A 20,940-nucleotide genomic window follows, 5' to 3' on the forward strand; every position below is an offset into this window, starting at 1 on the left:
GGCGGCGTTGTTCGGCCAGCTCGGCGTCGATGTGTTCACCGTCTTCGCTGGCGGGAACAGGCGGCTCTTCGAACTTGCCGTTCTCGCCGTCTATGAACAGCTCTATCGCTCCGACCTGATGTTCCCGACCCAGGCAGAAGTCGTGGCGGTCATCTACGAATGCCTCACCCGTGAGCCGGAGCTGTGGTCCGAGGAAGAGGCGCCCGTTGATCTCGACCGACTTGTGACGCGCAGCGGACGCCGCGTGCGTCGCCGCCGGGTCGAGGGCGCGGACACCGGGGCGACGGGCGTCGTGATCACCCGCAGCCGTCACATCTACAACCGCCTGCTACAGACGGGCTGGCTTGACGAGGCAAGCTACGGCCTGAAGGTCACGGTGGAGATGCCGTCCGGGCCAATGCGCCTGGCGGAGTTCCTCTGCACGATGCGTGACGGCACCGCCGAGCAACTGGGGGGACTGGTGGTCGAGGTGCGCAACGCGATTAGGGCGGTTCGGGAGAAGCCCGGCGAGAATGCACTCGGCCTCAACAAAGCGGCAAGGGATGCGTCCGCTTTCGGACGCTACCTGCGCAGCGTGCTCTCCGCTCTGCGCGAGGTTGATCGCCAGGTCCTGGCGTCGGACACGCTTGCGGACCGCCTACGCCACTATTTCGAGGACTTCGTCGAGCGTGTGCTCCTGCGCGACTACACCGCCATTTCCACAACGGCCCATCCTTATAGGCACCGCCGCGCGATCCTTCAGTCTCTTGACCTGCTTGAGGAGTCCGACGGCGATCTGTCGGCGCTCGCGGATGCCTATCTGGAAGCGCGCCTCGTCGCGAACAGGGCGGCCGCGCTCAACTTGGTCTACGAAGACCTCAACCGCATCCGCCGCGTCTTCGAGCGGATCGAAGAGGCCTTCGAGGCAATCCAGCGCCACCGGGCACGGCTCGAGGTCCGGCTGCGCAACGTCGTTCGCTATGCCGGACGTCGCACGAGCTTCCTCGAGCGCAGCACGGCGGTGATCCGCGGTCTGGACATGCTGGTGATCGACGGGCGCCGCGCCAACACCGAGCCAAGGGGCGTAGTAGAGCCGCGAATACCGTTCGTCGCGCCAACCTTGCTGGCAAAGGCGAGAAGCGTGCGGTCGTCGATCGAGGTCGTCGATCTTGCCATCCCGCCACCAGACCCCCTTCGTGAATTGAGGCGACGGCTCGAGCGGGAGTATCTCGACCGGCTCACCGTGACGCCGGCGAGACTGTCGCGCTTCCTCGAGAAGCAGGTCCCTCCGTTCGGACAGATGCGGGCGGCGCATGTCCGGATCGAGAATGTGGAGGACTTCCTCGCCTTCGAGGCTCTTCGTGGTCTCGTGGCCGGAGGACTGGATATTCCCCTCAGCGGCAGGATGGCCAGCATGATGGAAGGACGCTTCGAGCTCTCGGCACGCGGCGACACACGGGTCGACAACGATTGGATCGAGTGCGCGGACTTCCTGATCCGTCGCCTCGATGACAGCATAACAATGGAGAGTAAGGTTGCTCGTTGAGTTCGATAACCTCAGTGAGAGTAATCCTCGCGCTTATCAAAGGGTAACTCAACTGATCGCGCACCTCATGCGCAACCAGTTTGTGCATACCGAGGACAGGGGATCCGCGCCGCTCCTTGAGGTGCTCGCGCGACCGGAAAGCAGGCGTCTGATCGAAAGCTACTTCGATGTCGCAGGCTATCGCCTCGTCCACCGGGAGAGTGAAGGCTGGGCCGGTATACTGCCGGATCCGGAACGTGTCGCGCTGCCCCGCATGCGCATCGACGAGACCTTGGTGCTCCTTGTCATGCGGCGACTCTGGGAGGAGGAACTCCAGCACGGGGAGATCCACAACAACGGCACGGCGAGGCTCACGGTCAACGAGGCCTACGCGGCCTATCAGGAGATCGTCGCGGGATCCCGCCGGCCAGGTCTGGGCGCAACCGACTTTCGGGATGTGCTGAGGATGCTCGAGCGCCGAGCGCTCGTGCGTCTGGGTGATCTCGACGCCGAGGCACAGGACATGGATCTCGATATCCGTGCGCTCGTCGCGACGGTCGCCGGGGACGACTTCGTCGCATCGCTGGAATCGCTGGCTGGCCGCGCCTCGCTCGCACCAATTGTAGAGGACGAGATGGTTGGTCCGGGGCCGGATGCAGAGCGTGAGCCAGAGCCAGAGCCGGAACCAACGAACGAACCGATGTCCGATGAGCTCGCAACGGTCGGGGACGAGGAGCAATGATCGAGCTCAGCAGAATCGTCCTCCTCAACTGGCACATGATTTCCAGGGCAGATCTGAATCTTGGCGGCGATCTCGCCATCCTGGGTCAGAACAGGTCGGGAAAGTCCACGATCATCGATCTGATCCAGGCCGTCCTGGCAGGCGGCTCGGCACGTCTCTACCGCTTCAACCGCTCGGCCGGCGAGAGCGGATCCCGCTCGGATCGCACTCTGGCAGGCTATTGCCTTGGCCAGCTCAGTGACGACAGCTTTCTCCGAAATCAGGCCATCACGCACGTTGCACTCGTCTTCGAGGATCGTTCCGGAAACCGGCTCCCGGTCAGCCTGGGCCTGTCGGTCGAGGCGACCCGCGGGCGTCCCGCGGAGGTGGTCGGAATGTATGTCGCCGAAGGCGTGGTGGTCGACACCGGCATGCTCATCGACGAGCAGGGGGACTCAATCCGGCCGAGTGAGTGGTCAGTCGTCCGCAGACGGCTGGAACGCGCCTGTGTCGCAGGGAGCGGGCAGTTGCACACTCCTGGCGACGCTCGCTCGTTCATCCGGGAATACATGCGTGCGCTCTTCACCAGGAGAAAAACCTCCGACCCGGACCGCTTCGCGCGGACCTTTATCGCGGCGCTGTCCTTCATGGACATGACGTCGGTCGAGCAGTTCGTCCGCCGGTATCTGCTGGAGCGTCGTGACGTTGACATCGCGGAGTTGAGGGAATCGATCCAGCGCTATCGCGAGATCCAGAAGACCATCACTGATCTCGAAAAGCGACTGGAGGCTCTTGGTGCGCTGAAAGTCCAGGTCGAACGATATGCCGAATTGCTCGCTGATGAGGACGCATGCCGGAGCATCGAGAGGACGGCGCTCGTCATCGAGGCGGTTGGAGGCTTGCTTTCGAACATCGGCGAGAAACGATCAAACGCCGCCGAACTTGCCAACGTGGTCGGCGAACTTGAGCGGCTCGAAGTTGAGATCGCGACCGAGAACGAGACGCTGGAGGCGATCCGCAGGCAACTGAACGCGACTGGGGCCGCCGCGCAGCGGGAGTCCGTGCAGCGGGATATCAAGGACATCGATCGCGCGCGTGGCGTGGTGATGGACAGGCTCCGAAATCGATATCTCGCGGCAGCGCGTGCCACTCAGCTTCTCAAGATGCGCGATCGTCTCAGCGTGGTGAACCCTGGCGAACTGCTGAAGGCGTTGGAGGCGATCCAGAAGGCGAGCGATGGGCTCGAGCCGCCCGACTGGCCTCGCGATCCGGCGGCGATGGATCGGCTACTCGACGAACTCGCGGCCGCGGCGCAGACCCGAGTACCGAAGGCCCTGGATCTCCGGAACAAGGCCATCACTTGGGCCAGCCGCATCCGCGATGAGATCGCTGAGGATCTGGAGCGGTTGGCGGCCGCACGCTCCGGCCGGGTCCCACTCAGTGCCGCGACCACGCGTCTGATCGAGACATTGCGGGCCGAGGGCATGCAGCCGCGCACGCTGTGCGAGGTCGCAGACATCCAGGATGAGGACTGGCGCGATGCGGTCGAGGCATTGATGGCCCGGGACCGCGAGGCGATTATCGTCGCGCCGGAGCACGCGTCACGCGCCACCGCGATACTGCGTCATGGCCGAGGGTCTTATCCCCGGTGTCGGGTCGTCAACACCGCTAAGCTGCAGTCCCGCGCCACAGCCCCGGAAGCACGGTCGCTCGCCTCGGTCGTGACCTCGTCCGATCCACTCGCGATGGCCTTCGTTGTCTTCCGCATCGGTAACGTGCTGATGGCGGGGGATCAGGAAGCGCTACTTTCGGGAGGCCGCGCCGTCATGATGGACGGTTCCTACAACGACAGCATCGTGACCGAGATGCGCAAAGCAGATCAGTACAAGATCGGCCTAGCCGCAGCGCCTCTTATGGAGGCAAGTCTCACCGCAAGCATCGAGGAGAAGCGGCGTGACCTGGCCACGCACGAGGCTAACGAAAAATTCTTCGAGGACATCCTCGCAAGACTCAAGGACTGCTCGGCAAGCGTGGACGCCAAGGATCGGCTGGACGCCATCGTGCTCGAGCTCGACGGGATCTCGGAACGCCGCGCCGAAGCGCTGGGGAGGCTCGAGGCGATCTCGGCGATGGTGGATCCGTCGCTGCTGAATGCGGAAGCGAAATCGAAGCTTTTGATTGGAGACTTCACGCAGGACCGCGAGGACCTGATCGAGCGCCGCGGCGCCATTCGCAAGGAGGCGGATGAGATCCGGAAGCGGCTGGGCGCCGGAGACGGGATGCCGGGATCGTATCTGTGCCTTGCCCACCGTCGCCGGCAGTTCAAGGTCATTGTTCCGACGCAGCCGCTCCTGAAGAAATTGAGGCCGAGACTTGAGGAGCTGTCGAGCCGTCCTTGGGCGCGTGTCGCCTCGGACATGGCCAAGCGAGCGAGCGAGGTCATTGAGGCCCATCGCGCGCTGGAACGCGACATCAGGCTCGCGCTTGGACGCTACGCTATGAATTTCCCCGACACGCTCGAGGGTGCTGCGGACGCGAAGATCACAGGGGCCATCCGGCAATGGGTCACCGAGGGCGTGGAGGCGCTCGAGGGCAACGAACTCATCCGATACCGCAGTCAGGCCGATGAAGCCGCCGATCGGGTGTCGAGGCTTTTCCGCACCAACTTCATCCACGAGCTCAATAGCCGCTTCGGAACGCTCGAGGCGGAGCTTGAAACGCTGGGTCGAGCGCTTCGCTCACGCCCGTTACATGGCGAGATCTACCAGCTCCAGTCCCTGCTTAAGCCGGAATTCGAGGACCTCTACCGCCTGGCGAGGGACAGCGAGACCGATGAGAGCGTGCTGGACGCACTGTTCGGCCGTGGGGAGCCGAAGGACGAACGCCATGCTCGTGCACTCCAGAAGGTCGAGCAGCTCCTTGCAGATGAGGAGTTCGATTTCGCCATTTATCAGGACTACCGTAACTACTTTGCTTTCGACCTGCGTATGCGGGACGTGGCCTCTGGCCGCACCAAGAGCTTCGACCGGCACCGAGGCGTAGCCAGCGGCGCGGAGCGTCAGGTTCCGTTCTATGTCGTGATCGGTGCGGCGCTATCGAGCATATACCACGGCTCCCGGCAGTTCGGCGGGGTCGATGAGATGGGCATCGGCCTGGCGGTGTTCGACGAGGCATTCTCGAAGATGGACGGCCCCAACCAACGGACCCTCCTCGACTTCTACCGTGAGATCGGACTGCAGGTGGTGATCGCAGCACCTAGCGAGAAGCGGGCGGCCGTCTTCGAGAACCTCGACTGCGTGATCGACGTCTATCGCAGTGGGGACGTGGCGTTCGCCGAGACGGTGCAGATACGTGAGCGGGCGCGGCAGGAGATGCGCGCGGCCAATCCCCAACACGCCTCGGATGAGCAGCTTGCCGAGCGTTACGGTCTGACGGAGCGGGCGGCGGAATGAGCGGGCGCGGATTTTCCAATGCCCGCCAGCTGCTCGAGACGCTTCTTGACCGCTACGAACGCAGGCCGGAGACGACGCGTCTGTCGGCAGAGATAGACATCGAAGGCTTTCGAAACGTCGCGGAACGGGATGCATTCGACGAGGAGCTCGCAAGCCTCGTCGGTGTAGGCGGCGTTCGGCTGATACAGAAGGGGCCACGTTACGAGCGCGTGACGACCGCCGTCGCGCTGTCCGATCCAGCTGTCCTGTACGCACATCTGGGAAGAACGCCATCGTCCTTGCGCGTTGAGAAAGCGCTGGAGTGCGTTCGACGTGCCCCGGAGCTCACGCCTTCGGCGCTTGCCGTGGTGGACAGGGTGGCGGAGGCCTGGAGCCGCGGCGTCTCGCACGTCGGGCTTCCCCCCGGGGACGTCACCTCGCTCGAGCATTCCCTGCGATTGGCCGATGCGATCAGGGCGCGGGACGGCTCGGATCAGGCAGTCATGGACTATCGCACCTTCTCTCGCGCGACCGTGGGCGACACCAAGGCTCTGGAGCGCAATCTCAGGCAGGTCAGGCAAATACTCCCCTTGTTGCATCCCGGGGTGTTCGAAGACGAACTTCAGATCGAGCGTCTGCTCGCGGAGGTTGGTATCGTCAGATTGCCGCAGCCGCTGCTGATCGCCGGACGCATGACGATTGCCGGTCAAACGCTACCAGCGATGCCGTATGCCGGGATACCGACCGAGACGGTCTCCCAGATCGGGCTTGTCGAGCGGCCGAGCCATCTGCTCACCATCGAGAACTACGCCTCCTTTATCCGTCACGTCCGCGAGGTTCCGATCGCGGGAGGCATCATCATCTACTCCGGTGGTTTTCCATCGGGACCGGTCCTGGAGGCGACTCTTTCGCTGGCAGCGGCCGCCAGAGCGCCAACCTTCCACTGGGGAGACATGGACCCGGGGGGTGTGAGGATCTTCCGACACTTGGAGCGCGCGCTCGCCGAGGTCGGAGTGGACCTTCGGCCGCATCTGATGTCTGCCGAGTTGCTCGCTGAGCGTGGAACGGCCGCGGCCAGTGGGATCGGTGCGGCTCTGAAAGGCTTCGAGGACAGCGCCGTCGCTGCTCTGGCTGAGGAGATCGGGCTGACCGGGCTTATCCACGAACAGGAAGACCTCGATCCAATAAGTCCCATCTAAGGCCGCGCGAAACGGGGCGGATGTATTCGCCGTCGCAATTTAGATCGCCAGAGGCTTTGTTCTACTTGGCGAATCGGCTCTTCACGGTAAGTTGCCAGATCGTCTTGAATTTTCGACTCGCGGTCCAGGGGGGATCGCTGGGGGGTTGAATTGGATAAATTGCTAGACCTGCTGCTCGGTGCGCTAGGCCTAATCTATTATCATTCGTGGTTTGTGCCGTTCGTCCTGCTGCCCATCATGTTGGCGGTAGCTGGATGGCTGCACTGGAGGGCGGAACGTCACACCCGCCCGTTCATTGCCGCGGCGAAGAACCGCGCCGAGCAGCTGGCGGCCGCGATTGGCGACGACCCAGACCCAACCGCAGAGCGTTCGGCCTTCGCGCGCAACTATCTCGCGATCGCACAGGCGATGGGTGCGGAGGCGAAGGGCGCCGACGCTCTGGTCCAGGCATGGCGGGAGTTCCAGGAGACGATCGTCGACGAAAACGGCGATCCGATCCGCAATACGAACCGCCCGAGCGCCTTCTTCATGCGCGTCATGCCACGCCAAACGACGCTCACGTTCGCGTCCAACGTGTTCGTCGGCGTTGGCCTCATCCTGACCTTCCTTGGCCTGATCGTTGCGCTCAACACGGCAGCGCAGGGCATGTCGGGCGGTGGCGTCGCGAATGCGCAGCTCGCCTTGACCGGACTGCTGACGGTAGCCGGCGCCAAGTTCTTTTCATCAGTCGCCGGTCTTGTTGCCTCGATTTGGCTTCGCTTTGCGGAACACGGACTGTCTCGTAGGGCCGCGGCCCCGGTAGAGGGCATCTGCGAGATGCTCGAGCGCGGATTGCTCTACGTTCCGCCCCAACGGCTCGCGGTCGAGCAGCTGGAGGTCCTGCGCGAACAGCGCGACCAGCTAAAGTTCTTCAACACCGACGTGGCGTTGCAGCTGACCGACCGCATCGGCGAGCAGTTCAGGCAGGCGATCGCGCCGGTGACGCAATCGCTGGGCGACCTCAACTCGAGCATGACCTCCGTCACACAGGGGATCGGTGCGGGTGCCCGCGAGGCGATCGAGAAGGTAAGCGGCGAGCAGCTGCGTGGCCTGAGTGAGACGCTCGGCTCGCTTCGGGAGAGGCTCGACGACATCGGTGCGAAGGTCGGGGCGTCGGGTGCCGACGCGGCAGAGCAGATCAAGGCGGCCGGCGTCGAGTTCTCGGCGGCCGCCCGCGACATCCGGGACGCGTTCGAGACGCTGACCGGGAACGTGGATCGTCTCGGGGAGCGTCTAACCGAGCAGGGTCAGGATGCCGCGACCGCTCAGGACGAGGCACTGACACGGATGCGCGACGGGCTTGCCGAGGCGCAGGACCGCACGGCTTCCGTGATGGAGCGGGCTGTTACGGCCCTGCAGTCGGCGGGCCAGCAGGCTGCGCAGGACATGCAGACGCGTCTCTCCGACGCCTTGGCGGAGGGTGTGGCCTCGAGTCAGGAAACCTTCCGCGCGGCCGTGGCCGAATCCGGCGACGCGCTGCGGGAGACGGCCGGCACCCTGGCCAAGGCGATCACGGAGGCCGCCGGTGGCGTCGAGCGCGCGGGAGCCAGCTTCGACCGGAGCGCCGAGGGCGCGAACAGGACCGCCAGCGCCATCGACGACGTCGTCGCCAACGCGGAGCGTGCGTCGTCCAGCTTGCGTCAGGCGACGGAAGGCATGTCGGGAGCCGCTGCGCCCGTGCTGCAGGCCGCGCGGACGTTGAGCGAGGCCGCAGAGCGGATCGCCACTGCGGTCGAGAGCAGCGGCACCGCGGAGCAGGAGGCCCTGCGCGAGATGCGCCAGCTTGCGGAGGGTATGCGGGAGACCCACGCTGCTGCGGAGGCCGCGTGGCGCGACTACCGCGCGCGCTTCGAGGGCGTCGATCGCGCAATGGCCCAGACGACGGACAAGCTCGCCTCAACGCTTGGAGAATCCTTCCAGGAGTTCCGTCGCTTCGCGCAGGAGACCGACCGCGAGCTCGCGGCGGCCGTCGGAAAGCTCGCCGGCACGGTCACCCAGATCGAGGAATACGCCGAGGCGCTAGACGAGTATGTCGAGGAGACCCGGGGCGGTCGCCTGGAGGCGGCTGAGTGATACTCGAGGATACGGTCGAGCACGTCGTCGAGGAAGAGAACTACTTCATCTCGATGACCGACATGATGGTGGGCCTCGTGTTCATCTTCATCATCCTGCTAATGTATTTCGCCCTGCAGTTCCGGGATGTGACCGAGCAGCTCTCGGGAGCCGACAAGACCAGGGCGGAGATACTGCGCGAACTGGAGAAGACCCTGAAGTCGAAGGGTGTGCAGGTGACGATCGACACCCAGAATGGCGTGCTCCGCCTCCCGGACGCTATCCTCTTCGACAGTGGGGTCGCAAATCTGATGCCCCAGGGCGAAGTCGCGATCGGGCACCTGGCCTCCGCGCTGGCAGACGTCCTCCCTTGCTACACGGACGCGCCTGACCCAAACTGGCACCGACCCAAGAGCTGTCCGGACACGCCGCATAGGATCGAATCCCTTTATGTTGAGGGGCATACGGACGACGTTCCTCTGTCGGGCGGTATCCAGTTCAGGGATAATTGGGATCTCTCCGTTGCCCGTGCGACGAACACATACCGGGCATTGGTTCGCATCTCTCCGGAAGTGGCGCTCCGCTGTGCCCGGCGCGCTGGCGAGTGCGAGCCTGTGCTCAGCGTGAGCGGATATGGACCGCAGCGCCCGGTGCCAGACCATGGAGGAACGGTCGAGGAGCGTCGGCAGCGAGACCGTCGCATCGACCTGCGCATCCTCATGGTCACCCCTGATTCCGGAGATGCTGTGCGCGCCGTCGACAAACGGTTGAGGCGCGATTGACGACGCTTGCCGCCCTCCTCGCGGACCCGACGACGCTGCTGCGCCGCGTGACCGTGCGTGCGCCCGAGCCGGCGGCCCTCCGCAGGGAGGCCGCAGCGATCACGGGCGACGCGAGGACGGTAACCGATCCAGAGCGCATCGCGGTCCTCCAGGCGAGGGTGGCGGCGCTGGTGCTCGAGGGAGGCATCGCCAGGATCTCGCGCCGCGACCTGCGAGAGAGCTGCCGGACATTTCTCAACGCCCCCAACCCACCCGCACGGGCTTCTCAGATTGGCGGCGCGCTGATCCAGCGGGTGCGCGAGACCGGTCGGCGTCCCGCGTTCTTTGCGCTGCTTGACGCCTATCTCGATGGGTTTGCTATCGACGACGAGGATGTCCGCCGGCTCGCGCAGACGCTTGCCCAGATAGCGACGACTTGGTCATGGCGGCCGACCGACGCCTGGCGTGACCGCATCGCCGAGTTCGATCTTCTCAACCCGCAGGGTGCACCGGATCGCATCGCCGCGCGCATCTTGGAATCGACCGATGGCGGCCGTTCGGTCCTCCAGGCATCGGGCCTGGACGTCGGCGGCCGGCGGAAGGGCGGACTTGTCGAGGCGGCGTTCGTCTCGGCTTGTCGCGCCGTGTCCACGCGGAAGGTTGCGGATATCGAGGACGCCCAGTCGCTGCTGCTCGTCTGGGGGCAGGAGCAGGGGACGCTGACGTTTCCCAGGGCGTGGCCCGACCTTGTGCGCGCGTGTCTGCTACCGTGGGCGACGCGCGAGCCGACGGATGCCCACAAGGTGATGCTCGTCGAAGGGCTCGAGCGGCTGGGCGGCGGCGACCCTCGCATCCCGGGTCGCGGCAGGTGGTCCGTCATCGCCTCAGAGGCGCCCGACGCCCACGCGATCCTTATGCGTTGGCTCACCAAGGCCTCCGTGATGCAGTTCCTAGAGATCGTCGACCGGTCGCTGCGGGACGGCGACGCGCGCCGGATGTGGTCATATCGCAGAGCCTTTTGGACCTCCTACCTGCTCAGTGAGAGCGGAGCACGTATCGATCAGGCTTGGGTGGCTTTCGGTTCGGAGGGTGCCCGGCTGGCGCGTGCGGTCGCGCACGAGACTGGTGACCGGAGCCTCTCGGTATTCGGGGAACAAAGCGAGAAGTCCAGTCAGCACGCGGCGCTTCTCGTCAGGATCGGCGATCTGCTCATCGTCGATTGGAGCCACTCCGCGAAATACAATGTCTGGCGCCGCGGCGAAGGGGGGCCAGCGCTTTTTCGGCAGACCTATCTTCCCGGCGCACTGGACTCCGCTCCTTTGCGGGAAAGCCATCACGCCCCCGCCAACTACACGTGGCAGAAGCGGCTTGCGTTCATAATCGAGGGCAAGCGCTACTCCACCGAGAAGCCCAGCTGGAGACCCCGCCGTGTTTAGGCGCAAGGATCGTATCAAAGCCCTGCCCGCGTTCGGATATGAGGTCTCGGGCGAGGAGACGGTTCTGACCCTACGAGATGGGAGCAGCCGCATCCCCGTCTCGGAGTGGGTCGGCAGAATGCCGCAGTCGTCCTCGGCGCTGGCGTCGCTGGAGGCTTTGCAGAAGGGTGTGCGCTTCGGGAACGAGGAGATCGTACTGGAGCCGGGCGCGGTGGCGGCGATTGATTCCGCGAGCGCCGATAGCCTGGGCCTGCCACCGCCGACGCGGCTCGCGCTCGATCTCCGTCCCGTAGGACGCATCGACGAGGATGACTTCCACGTCGCGGTGCGTTGGGTGCAACCCGGAGGGTTCGCCGTCCGGACGGAGCGAAACGGCGCGCTTCTTAGGTCCGAAGCTGGTCTGCGCCGGGTACCCGAGCCCGTCTGGTCGCTCTTCGAAGCGGCGAGCGCACTGTCGCGGCCGCTGGAACGGGAGGGGCGCTTCCAAGCCTTGGCGAGACTGCAAGCCTTGTGGCCGCAGGATCCCGCCGCCGCGGTGGCGAGCGAGCCGTACCTGCAGGACCTTCGCGTCCACTACGCTTCGGCGGTGTCCCTGAGGATCCGGACACTTACGCCTGATAGGACCGAATTCGAGCCCTTGCTCTTCAGTCCGGCGTCGTCGGAAGCCGAGGCGGAGACCATCCATGAGGCCGACGCGGTCCTGAGCAACGCGTCCCAGAAGCTCTTCGCGGAAGACCGCTTCCTGCGGGAGGCCGATGCGCGGCCAGTCTACGTCCTGCGCAACGGCGAATATGTCTTCGTCGATCCTGCTTTGCGACCAGTACTCGGGATCGTCCGCTCGGTCCACGACGCTCCGGAGGGGGAGCGGCGGCACTTCGTCCTGAATCCGCGGAAGGTCCTGCGCGAGCGGCTCGGGGACGAGGTGGCGGAGAAGATCGGGCTTGAGCGTGTCTTCGTCGAGACTGAGCAGTTCTCGGAGCGCGTCTCAGGCGTCGACGTGTGGCGTCCGCCCGTGCTGCCGTGGCTCGCTCCGCCCGGAGGGAGCGGGTGGCTGCCCGAGCGGTTCGGGCTGCGTATCGGCGACGACTATTACATCGTTGCGCCCGGCCACGTCCCGGCTCTCATCGAGCGGGTGGAGGGGGCGTCCGGGCGGGACGAGCCCGACGTCGACGTGACCGATCTGCTGTCCCCGGCCTCGGACGACGCTTCCGGCGAGGACATCCGGCTGCCTATCACCGACCAGTCGATCGCATCCCTCGAGGCCCTGCGCCCGTTCGCGATCTCTAACGGCGGCGGCGAGACGGGTGGCGATGTCGTCCTGACGGCGAGCGAGATCTATGGTGGCAGGCTGTTCCTGGTCGTCCACGATAATTTCGAGGAGGTCGAATACGAGTCGCCGGAGCCCCGGGCCCCGGTCGAGCTCGCACCGGTCGAGCCGCCGGCCCTGCTTCGCTCCGCGCTCAAGCCCCATCAGCGCGCAGGGCTCGACTGGCTGGTCGCTGCGCATCGTTCGGGGCTCCCCGGCGCGCTGCTCGCCGACGACATGGGTCTTGGGAAGACCCTGCAGGCCATCGCGTTCATGGCGTGGCGCCGCGAACAGGTGCAGGCTGGGGAGCTGGCCCCCGCTCCTGCGCTCATCGTGGCGCCGACCGGCCTGCTCGGGACGTGGCGTCAGGAGATCGAGCGCCACCTCCACGACCCCGCCCTTGGCCCGCTCGTCCCCGCTTTCGGCAGCGCTCTGCGCCAGTTGCGCGAGGAGGACGGCTTCACGCAGCGCGACATCGACAGTGGGCGCGCGGCACTGAGCTCCGAGGCGTGGCGGGACGCCGGTGTCGTGCTGACGACTTACGAGACCATGCGCGACTACCACTTCAGCTTCGCCCGCACGCGCTTCGGGCTGATGATCTTCGACGAGGTCCAGAAGCTCAAGAATCCGGCCAGCCAGGTGAGCCGGGCGGCGCTGTCGCTCAATGCCGAATTCACGCTTGGAATGACCGGGACGCCGGTGGAGAACCGCCTCCAGGACCTGTGGTCGGTGATGAACGCGATTGCCCCGGGAGTCCTTGGCTCGAGCCGCGAGTTCGAGCGGCGCCACTCCACGTCTGATCGCCAGGCGCTAGCGGCGCTGAAGTCTCGGCTGAGCGATCCGCAGAACGGGGTTCCCCCACTGCTGCTGCGCCGGATGAAGTCCGAAATCCTCGATGGGCTTCCCCGCAAGCACGTCCACCCGTTCCGGCTCGACATGCCTACTGTGCAGGCCGACGCCTATCGCGACGTGGTGGTCCGGGCCGCGGCGGCGGCGGTCGGCGGCACACTCGGCAAGGGCGGCATGCTCTCCGCGCTATCGGAAATGCGGGGCATCTCGCTTCACCCGATCGACCCGCGCAACGCGCCATCCGACCTTGCCGCCTACGCGAGCGATTCAGCGCGATTGACCCGAGCGTTGTCGATCCTCGATGAGGTGGCGGGGAAACGCGAGAAGGCCCTGATCTTCGTCGAGGACCTCGCGATGCAGGAGCGTCTGGCCGCCCTGATCCAATCGCAGTTCCAGCTGCGGCGCACGCCTTTCAGGATCAATGGGCAGGTTCCGGGACCGCGGCGGCAGGACATCGTCAACGAATTTCAGTCGCGGCCTGGTGAGTTCGACGTCCTCATCCTGTCACCCCGCGCCGGCGGTGTTGGGCTGACGATCACTGCGGCGAACCATGTCATCCACCTCTCCCGCTGGTGGAATCCGGCGGTCGAGGACCAGGCGACGGACCGCGTGTTTCGCATCGGTCAGGAGCGGGAGGTCCATGTCCACCTGCCGCTCGCAGTTCATCCGGACCCCGCCATCGGTCCGTTCAGCTTCGATCTGAAGCTCGACGCTCTGATCGAGCGCAAGCGCGCTCTCACCCGCGATCTGTTCATGCCACCGGAGGCAGGTGACGCCGACCTGAACGAGCTGTTCCGGGAGGTCTCGCTGGCGAGCGAGAGCCATGTGGGCGAGGTAGCGCAGGCAGGTCCCGCAACCGAAGCGACGGCAGAGGGACCGCCGTCGACAGCTGCCTCCAAAGCGCCGGTGGCGGCTGTTACCGGGTCTCCTGCGGTGGCGACCGAAGTCGCACCGCCAACCCTAGCCACGCTTGCACCAGCCCTGCAGGACCGCGGAATACGCTACTGGCGCCTGGAAGCGGGAGACGAGCGCCCCACCCGGGAGATCATGGCTGTCTTCGCCAGTAGCACGCTCGCGCACGTGGCGATCCGAGATCCCTACTCCCTGTGCACCAAGTGGTCGCGCAATGCGCAGGTGCGGTTCCTTCGCGAACTGGCCGCCAGCGCGCGGGTCATCGAGGGGATAACCATCGAATACGCACCCGACATCGACGGCGATCTGGACGAAAGTGTGAGGCGTAGGGAGGTCGGCAGTCTGATGGTCCGCAGCTTCCCAAAAGGCGTTCCGAGCTTCTCCTTGGCGAGGCGGGCGAAGCGTGGTCCGGACGATGATTTCCACGACCGGTTCGTCGACATCGACGTGCGGGGACCGGACGGAGGCTTGCAGCGTCACTCGATCACCATCGGCAAGGGGCTGCAGGCACTTTTCGAGGACGGCTGGCAATGCACTGTCACCTACGTTCCGCCGCGGGCTGCGTGATCCTCACAGCTGGAAGTCCTCCACCTTCAGGGCCTGCTCCATCTCCTTGCGGTTGAGGTTCACGATGTACTGGGTCCGTGCGCTGATCGGCTGAAGGCCTATGTAGACAGAGTCGAGGTGCTCTTCACGGTGGGCCACCTTCTTGAGCAGGATTTCGCGGGCCTTTTCATCACCGGAATATCCAGCAGTTCCGCCATGCAGTTGCCATCACCCACCCGCTACCAGCTCGATCCGGTTGCCCGCGACATGCCGGAACGCGCGATCCCGGCACGTCAGCAGGATGACCTGCATTCGCGTCGCCACGTCCGACAGGATCTCCATCATCAGATCGAGGCCGGCATCGTCGGAATGGACGAGCGGATCGTCGAGGATCAGCGACACCGGCCCGCCCTGCTCCAGCAGCATCTCGCCGAACGCGATCCGGGTGAGCAACGCAAGCTGTCCCTGCGTGCCACGCGACAGGCTGGCGCAAGTCTCGTCGACGCCGGCGCGGATCATGTGCCCCGATCTCGAAAGCGATCTCCACGGCATCGCCGGATCCAGAAGGCCGATGCCTCCAGCCTGAGATCGCTCCGGCAGTCCCTGCGACGGAGAATTTGCCGCCGCTCATCCCCCCGCTATTGCAACTGAAACGGCCAGGGCCAGGCATGCGGCACTTTAGGGGGGAGGGACCATTATCCAACGATGCGCCGCCCGGAAGCAGGCTGCCGACATCATCGTCCGTACCGATGCAGCCGGGCGCCAAGTTGTTTCGGGACCCGGCCTAAACTGCCCCGCTATTCGGCTCCCGCGCCCTGACGGAGGCCGCGGAGCGCAGCCTCCGCATAGCGGAGCGCAGCGGCCTACCGCTCGCGAAGCGAGCGGGACATGCGGGAGAGGGAAAAATGCGGGCTGCGAATGGCGAGATCAGCCCGAGCCGTCAACTTCCGGCCCGTATCTCGAACCGCCTGGCCGACGGGCGCCAGGTCCAGGCTCAGTTGGTCTTCTGCTCCGCAGTCAGCGGCGCGCGAAGGTGGCGATCCATAAAATCGAGCGTTCTTTCCACCTGGTCCAAAGCCAGCTTCGGTCGCCAGTCGCTCGGCTGATGACCTTCGCCGGCATAAACCGCAAGTTCGGCCTCGCGCCCGAGGCGGCGCAACGCCGCAAACATTTTCCCGGCCTCAAAGCTGCCGACGGGATCCGCAGACCCTTGGATGATCAGCAATGGCGTGCGGATGCGATCGGCAAGAAAATATGGAGAATTGGCGACAAAGCGCGCCGGATCATCCCAGAGCGTCTGGCCCAGCCGCGGCTGCGAGCGCTCGAACCAGCCCATCGGGTCGATCAGGCGGTCTCCCCAATATTGCGGCTGCGCATATCCTCCCGCGAGATCGTAGCGGCCGCTGCTCGCGATCGCCGCCCGGAAAAGGTTGGTGCGTGAAATGACGGCGGCAGTCGCAAACCCGCCAAAAGACGTGCCGCGCAATGCAAGCCGGTTGATGTCGACATAGCCGAGATCCGCGGCGCGATAGACCTGCGGCATCAGGGCATCCATGATCTCGTCGATCACATGGCCACGCTGCTCGCCTGGGCCAAGCGGCACATCGGCAAGGACGACGGCATAGCCCCTGCGCGTAAACAGATAGGCAGGGTCGCCGATGTCGGGCGCCCCGAAATATTGGAGCGCATCCGTCGACCTGCTTCCCGGGTAGAACCATATGACAGCGGGCAGGCGCGCATTCCTGGGCGTACCGGGGGGCATGATGATGGCCGTGCGCACCGTCTGCATCGCGCCGTTCTCGCGGGGGATATCGGTATGGAAAGTTGCGATCTCGACATTGCTGGCGCCATCGAGGCCGGGCTCCACCCTGGTAAGCCGGCGCGATGTGCGCATGTCGAGGGAAAAGGATTTCAGATCAGGCGGCGTGCGCAGATCCTCATACAGGGCGATCATCCCGGCACGCAGTGGCGCTATGCGCGTCATGCGCGCCTCGGCCTGCCAGACCGGTTGCGAGACACCGCGGCTCCAGTCGAGCGCGAGCATCGCGCTGACGCCGTCCGACTTCCGACGCGCCATCACGCGGAGCTGAGATCCCCCGGCTTGCCAGAAGCGGCTCTCGTCGGCGGAGACTATGCTGGAAAGCGTCCAGACCTTGCGGTCAAAGGGGAGAAGCGTCGATGGCCCGCCGTCGAGCGGGACAAGCGACAGCGACATGTCATAATTTGACGTGTCCAGCGCCCGACCATTCGCCCGCGCGTCGGATCCCACGAGGATTTTCGTCCCGTCCCCGCTGAACCAGAGAATATTGGGGGCGAAAGACGTCAGGTCCTTGCCGAGCTCGACCGGCTCTCCCGGCCCCTCCTCACCGACCGGGACCCGCCAGAGCTTGTCGTCGGCAAGAAACACGATTTCGTCCCGGTTCGGGCTCCAGCGATAGCGAGGATCGAACTCTCCCGAGTCCGCAGGCCGCAACCCGGCCGTTACCAGATGCGGAATGCCGCCTTCCGCCGGCACGAGATACAAAGACATCCGAGTGTCGTGCACGGAACCGGCGACCTGGCATGTGCCGCCAAGATAGGAAATCCAGCGCCCCGACGGTGACGTCCGCAGATAAGGCGTCGGATCGGAACGGCGCGGCGCCCGCGGTCCGGTGACCTCCAGATCGGAGATCAGCGGTTTTGCGCTTCCTCCGGTCGCCGCGATCGCCGCCAGCCTCGCGGAAAAATGCGACGAGCCGGCACAGGCGACCGCCTCGTCCTGCGGCGCGCCAGCGTCTGCGCCTGCCCTCGCCCCGGCCCCCGCCTCCGCCTCCGCCCCGGACGAACGCTTTGGGGCGATGCTGCGATAGACCATCACCTCGCCATCGGACGTCTTCGGCCCCTCGCCAAGGTTGCTTCGCTTCCGCGAATAAGCAAGCGAAGCAGGTCCATCCTCCGGCCAGAGCGGCACGAAAATTCTGGAACCGTCAGGACTCCATCGCGGCTTGTTCGTCGCCCAGTCGGTTGCCTTCACCATGTCCGCCGCCAGGCGCTGGCATGCCCCGCTCGAAAGATCGTAACGCCACAGGCGCACTGCGCCATCGCGCGTGGAATAAAAGGCTATGCTCTTGCCATCGGGTGACCATGCAGGACTCCAGCTGCTACCGCCCTCACAGACCGGCATGGACCGGTCCGTCCCCAGATCGATCAGATGGATAGACGCCCCCTCCAGCGACGTCGGCGCGCCGCTTTGCTGATAGACGTCAAGGGCTCCGCGCGAGACCGATGTCGGCGCCATGATTACATAGGCGGCGAAGCGCTCGTCCGGACTCACCGACAAGGCAGGCGAATGGATCATCGACGGAAAGCCGCGATGGCTATAGGCAAGCGCTGACGCAGCCGCGACGTTGGGATCCTGCCCGTTGGCCGGCGCGGCGGCGAGCGCCATGGCCGCACAGGATGCGAGACTTGCATAGGTCCTCATGGATCATTGCTCCAGGAAATGATCAGAAGCGCTTGCGGAGCTCGAGCGAGATGAACCGCCCGATCGGACTTGCATTCGCGGGATCGTGACCGATCGGTTCGATCAGGCCCGCGGTCGTGCCGGGCCCGAGTTCAGCCACATAGGGCGGCGCGGCATCAAGCAGGTTCTGGACGATGAAATGGGCCGACAGCCCCTTCAATGGGCCGCTGCGTTCGGCAAAGCGGTAGCTCGCGGTCAGGTCCAATGTCAGCCAGTCATCGATATGGGGAGATGCCGGCGTGATCGGGTTGTCGTATCCCGTAATGTAGTTGGCGCTGAGGCGTGCGGAAAACTGGTCGTGCCTGAACCCCGCATAGCTCATCGCCCGAAAATCCGCCGGCTTGCCGAACTGGTTGATCTGGCTGATGGGGCCGGAGCTTGGAGCGGTCCGTGCCTTGTAGGACAGGATATAGGTGGCCTGCCCGCCCAGCGAGATTTCCGTACGGCCGAGCGCGAACTGGTAGGAGAGTGCCGCGTCGAGCGCCCTTTGCTTCGAGGACGCGATGTTGCGCAGCCGATTGTCGACGATGTAGTCGACGTTGTTAACAAGAGCGTCGAGGTTCGACTGGTCGAAGCCGGTCACATTTCCGGGCGCCACCCGCGCTGTGGCGAGGATTTCACTTAAATCGTCGCGAGACGGCGAAAAGTTGAACAGCTCGGGGTAGAGCGAGGGCTGAAAGAAGAAGCCCGTTCCGCGGCTCGTATCGCCACGCGAGATCCGGTTGTCATAGTCGATGCGAACGAATGTGATCGACAGGCCGAGCCCCGGTATCGGGGCCGGCTTGATGTCGGTTCCGAATGTCAGGATTTTCGCGGTTTCAGGTTGAAGATCGGAAACCACGCCCGCATCGATGTAGAGCCCCACCGGACTGGCGACGCCAGGCATCGGGCTCGGCAAACCGAAGCCCGTCACATTATAAAGTTGATAGATTCCGCCTTCGGCAAGGTTGCTCAGATAGGGTGCCCGGAAGGACAGGCCGTAGCTGCCGCGAATGTTGAACCCGGATACCGGCGACCACAGCAAGCCGACCTTCGGGCTGAAATCGCTCCCAAAGTCCGAATAATCCGAATAGCGCCCGGAAAGATTGGCCTCGAACCGATGGATCATCGGCACGGCATTGTCGGGGCCGATCAGCGGAACGTGAAGTTCACCAAAGGCGTAACGGGTCGAGCGCTTTGGCCGGACGACCGTGATGGCATTGTCCTGGACAAGGCTTTCCCGGGTAAACCCGCCGCCGACGGAATAGGCGAGCTTGCCGGACCGAAGCTGCACAAGCACGCCATCCGCCTTCAGACCGATATCATAGCCGCGGGTGAGCGAACGGGTCGTATACTCGCTCGCTGGCGTCAGGCTGGGAACCCGTGTGACATGACTGGTCTCGTTGACCCGCGAAAAGGACCCGGCCAGTTCGAGGCGGAGCGGCGCCCCCGCATCATAGGATGCGCCGAGCGAGACGAACTGGTTGCGAGCGCGACCGTCATATGTATCGGAGACCGTATTTGGCCGCCCTCCTGACAGGCCATTGTAGCGAAAGACCGCCTGGCTGGTGTCGCGCCCCCCGACCAGCACCTCGCCGCTCAGCGCCAAGCGGTTTCCCACCCGCTGCCCCGCGCTGATAAAAAGTCCGCCCCGGGTTTCTTTCGGCACGAGATAATAGAGCCCGGTGACCCCGCGGGCAAAACTCCGTTCACTCGTATCCAGCGGCGAGCGATCAAGATAATTGACGCTCGCAACGATATGGCCGCTGCTCCAATGCGTACCGGCGGTAAGCGCGCCCCGGAATTCGTCTTGGGCGCCATCGTCGGTAAAGCCGATACCCGCGGCCGCCTCCAGTCCGTCGAAGCGATCCTGCAGGACGAAATTGACGACGCCACCAACCGCATCGGACCCGTAGATGGACGAGGCACTGTCCGTCAGGATATCGACGCGTTCCACGGCGGGCATCGGGATGAGCGAGACATCGACCGCGATGCCGTTGGCAGACGGCGCCAGGCGGCGGCCATTCAGGAGAACAAGCGTCGTTCCCGGCCCCAGGCCCCGCAGGTCGACGCCGTTGACCGCATAGACGTTCGAAAAGTCGCGCGTTGCGCCGACGGCATTTGCGTTCACGCTGTTGAAGTTGGCGGGCAGCTGGGTGATCAGCTGCTCGGCGGTGACCGCGCCCCGTGCATCGATTTCCGTGCGAGAGATGCGCTGTATTGGCGAAGAGTCCGGTTCAACCCCGCGAATATTTGTGCCCGTCACGACGATCTCTTCACTCGCGGCGGCTCGCTCCTCCTCGACGGCGGAGGCCTTCGCGGCCGGCGCGGGCTGGATCGTGATGATCTGCCCGCTACCGTTGAAGCTCGCGACAAGGCCGGTTCCGTCGAGCAGGCGCCTGAGCCCTTCCTCGACCGGATAGCGCCCTCGTACCTGCTTCGTGCGCTTGCCGGCGACGAGACTGCCGCTCGCGAGAATCTGGACGCCTGCCTGCTTCGCAAAGGCCGGGATACCGCGCGAGGCGGGCTGTTCGGGCACGTCGAAATTGCGTGTCTGCGCAACCGCCGGTGCCGAAACGGCAACAGCCGCAATCACGGCCGCACCCGCCATCAACCGCCGTTCAAACGAAATCCCCGCGATCAGTCCCTGCATGTCATGCTCCTTCCCCGGCCGAGATTTGTCCGGCTCCCCGCATGACAGGA

General features: G+C 64.9%; 11 protein-coding genes. 8 read left to right on the plus strand and 3 right to left on the minus strand.

The window, feature by feature from the left end; genetic code table 11:
* Nucleotides 1–7 precede the first annotated feature (7 nt).
* The 8 genes from K7G82_RS13670 to K7G82_RS13705 all read left to right on the plus strand — a co-directional run bounded on the left by K7G82_RS13670 (nt 8) and on the right by K7G82_RS13705 (nt 14,777).
* A complete protein-coding gene (locus K7G82_RS13670) occupies nt 8–1,525 on the plus strand; it encodes a Wadjet anti-phage system protein JetA family protein (protein ID WP_222990464.1) in 1,518 nt (505 codons plus the stop codon).
* Nucleotides 1,515–2,246 (plus strand): DUF4194 domain-containing protein, encoded by a 732-nt coding sequence (locus K7G82_RS13675; protein WP_222990465.1) that lies wholly within the window; start codon nt 1,515–1,517, stop codon nt 2,244–2,246. The genes K7G82_RS13670 and K7G82_RS13675 overlap by 11 nt, the downstream gene beginning before the upstream one ends.
* A complete protein-coding gene (locus tag K7G82_RS13680; protein WP_222990466.1) occupies nt 2,243–5,677 on the plus strand; it encodes an SbcC/MukB-like Walker B domain-containing protein in 3,435 nt (1,144 codons plus the stop codon). Before K7G82_RS13675 ends, K7G82_RS13680 begins: the two co-directional genes overlap by 4 nt.
* The gene (locus tag K7G82_RS13685) at nt 5,674–6,855 is read left to right on the plus strand and encodes a Wadjet anti-phage system protein JetD domain-containing protein (RefSeq protein WP_222990467.1); all 1,182 of its coding nucleotides are present in this window, start codon (nt 5,674–5,676) and stop codon (nt 6,853–6,855) included. Before K7G82_RS13680 ends, K7G82_RS13685 begins: the two co-directional genes overlap by 4 nt.
* A 150-nt stretch (nt 6,856–7,005) precedes the next feature.
* Nucleotides 7,006–8,967: an anti-phage ZorAB system protein ZorA gene (gene zorA, locus K7G82_RS13690; RefSeq protein WP_222990468.1), complete on the plus strand. Its 1,962-nt coding sequence runs from the start codon at nt 7,006–7,008 to the stop codon at nt 8,965–8,967.
* Nucleotides 8,964–9,728: an OmpA/MotB family protein gene (locus K7G82_RS13695; protein ID WP_343228579.1), complete on the plus strand. Its 765-nt coding sequence runs from the start codon at nt 8,964–8,966 to the stop codon at nt 9,726–9,728. Before zorA ends, K7G82_RS13695 begins: the two co-directional genes overlap by 4 nt.
* Nucleotides 9,725–11,143 (plus strand): EH signature domain-containing protein, encoded by a 1,419-nt coding sequence (locus tag K7G82_RS13700; RefSeq protein WP_222990469.1) that lies wholly within the window; start codon nt 9,725–9,727, stop codon nt 11,141–11,143. Before K7G82_RS13695 ends, K7G82_RS13700 begins: the two co-directional genes overlap by 4 nt.
* Before the next feature lie 118 nt (nt 11,144–11,261).
* Entirely contained in the window at nt 11,262–14,777 is a 3,516-nt protein-coding gene (locus tag K7G82_RS13705; RefSeq protein WP_222990470.1) for a DEAD/DEAH box helicase, read from the plus strand.
* Between the two features lie 207 nt (nt 14,778–14,984).
* On the opposite strand, the gene K7G82_RS13710 is transcribed toward K7G82_RS13705, so the two are convergent.
* The 3 genes from K7G82_RS13710 to K7G82_RS13720 all read right to left on the minus strand — a co-directional run bounded on the left by K7G82_RS13710 (nt 14,985) and on the right by K7G82_RS13720 (nt 20,890).
* Complete coding sequence (locus K7G82_RS13710) at nt 14,985–15,275, minus strand: ATP-binding protein (protein ID WP_246623547.1); 291 nt, start codon at nt 15,273–15,275, stop codon at nt 14,985–14,987.
* 475 nt (nt 15,276–15,750) lie between these two features.
* On the minus strand, nt 15,751–17,772 hold the full coding sequence (locus K7G82_RS13715) for a S9 family peptidase (protein ID WP_222990471.1): 2,022 nt from the start codon (nt 17,770–17,772) through the stop codon (nt 15,751–15,753).
* Nucleotides 17,773–18,241: 469 nt separating this feature from the next.
* The gene (locus K7G82_RS13720) at nt 18,242–20,890 is read right to left on the minus strand and encodes a TonB-dependent receptor (RefSeq protein ID WP_222990472.1); all 2,649 of its coding nucleotides are present in this window, start codon (nt 20,888–20,890) and stop codon (nt 18,242–18,244) included.
* Nucleotides 20,891–20,940: the final 50 nt, after the last annotated feature.

It is taken from the genome of Sphingomonas colocasiae (genome assembly GCF_019880585.1).
Taxonomy (GTDB): Bacteria; Pseudomonadota; Alphaproteobacteria; order Sphingomonadales; family Sphingomonadaceae; genus Sphingobium_A; species Sphingobium_A colocasiae.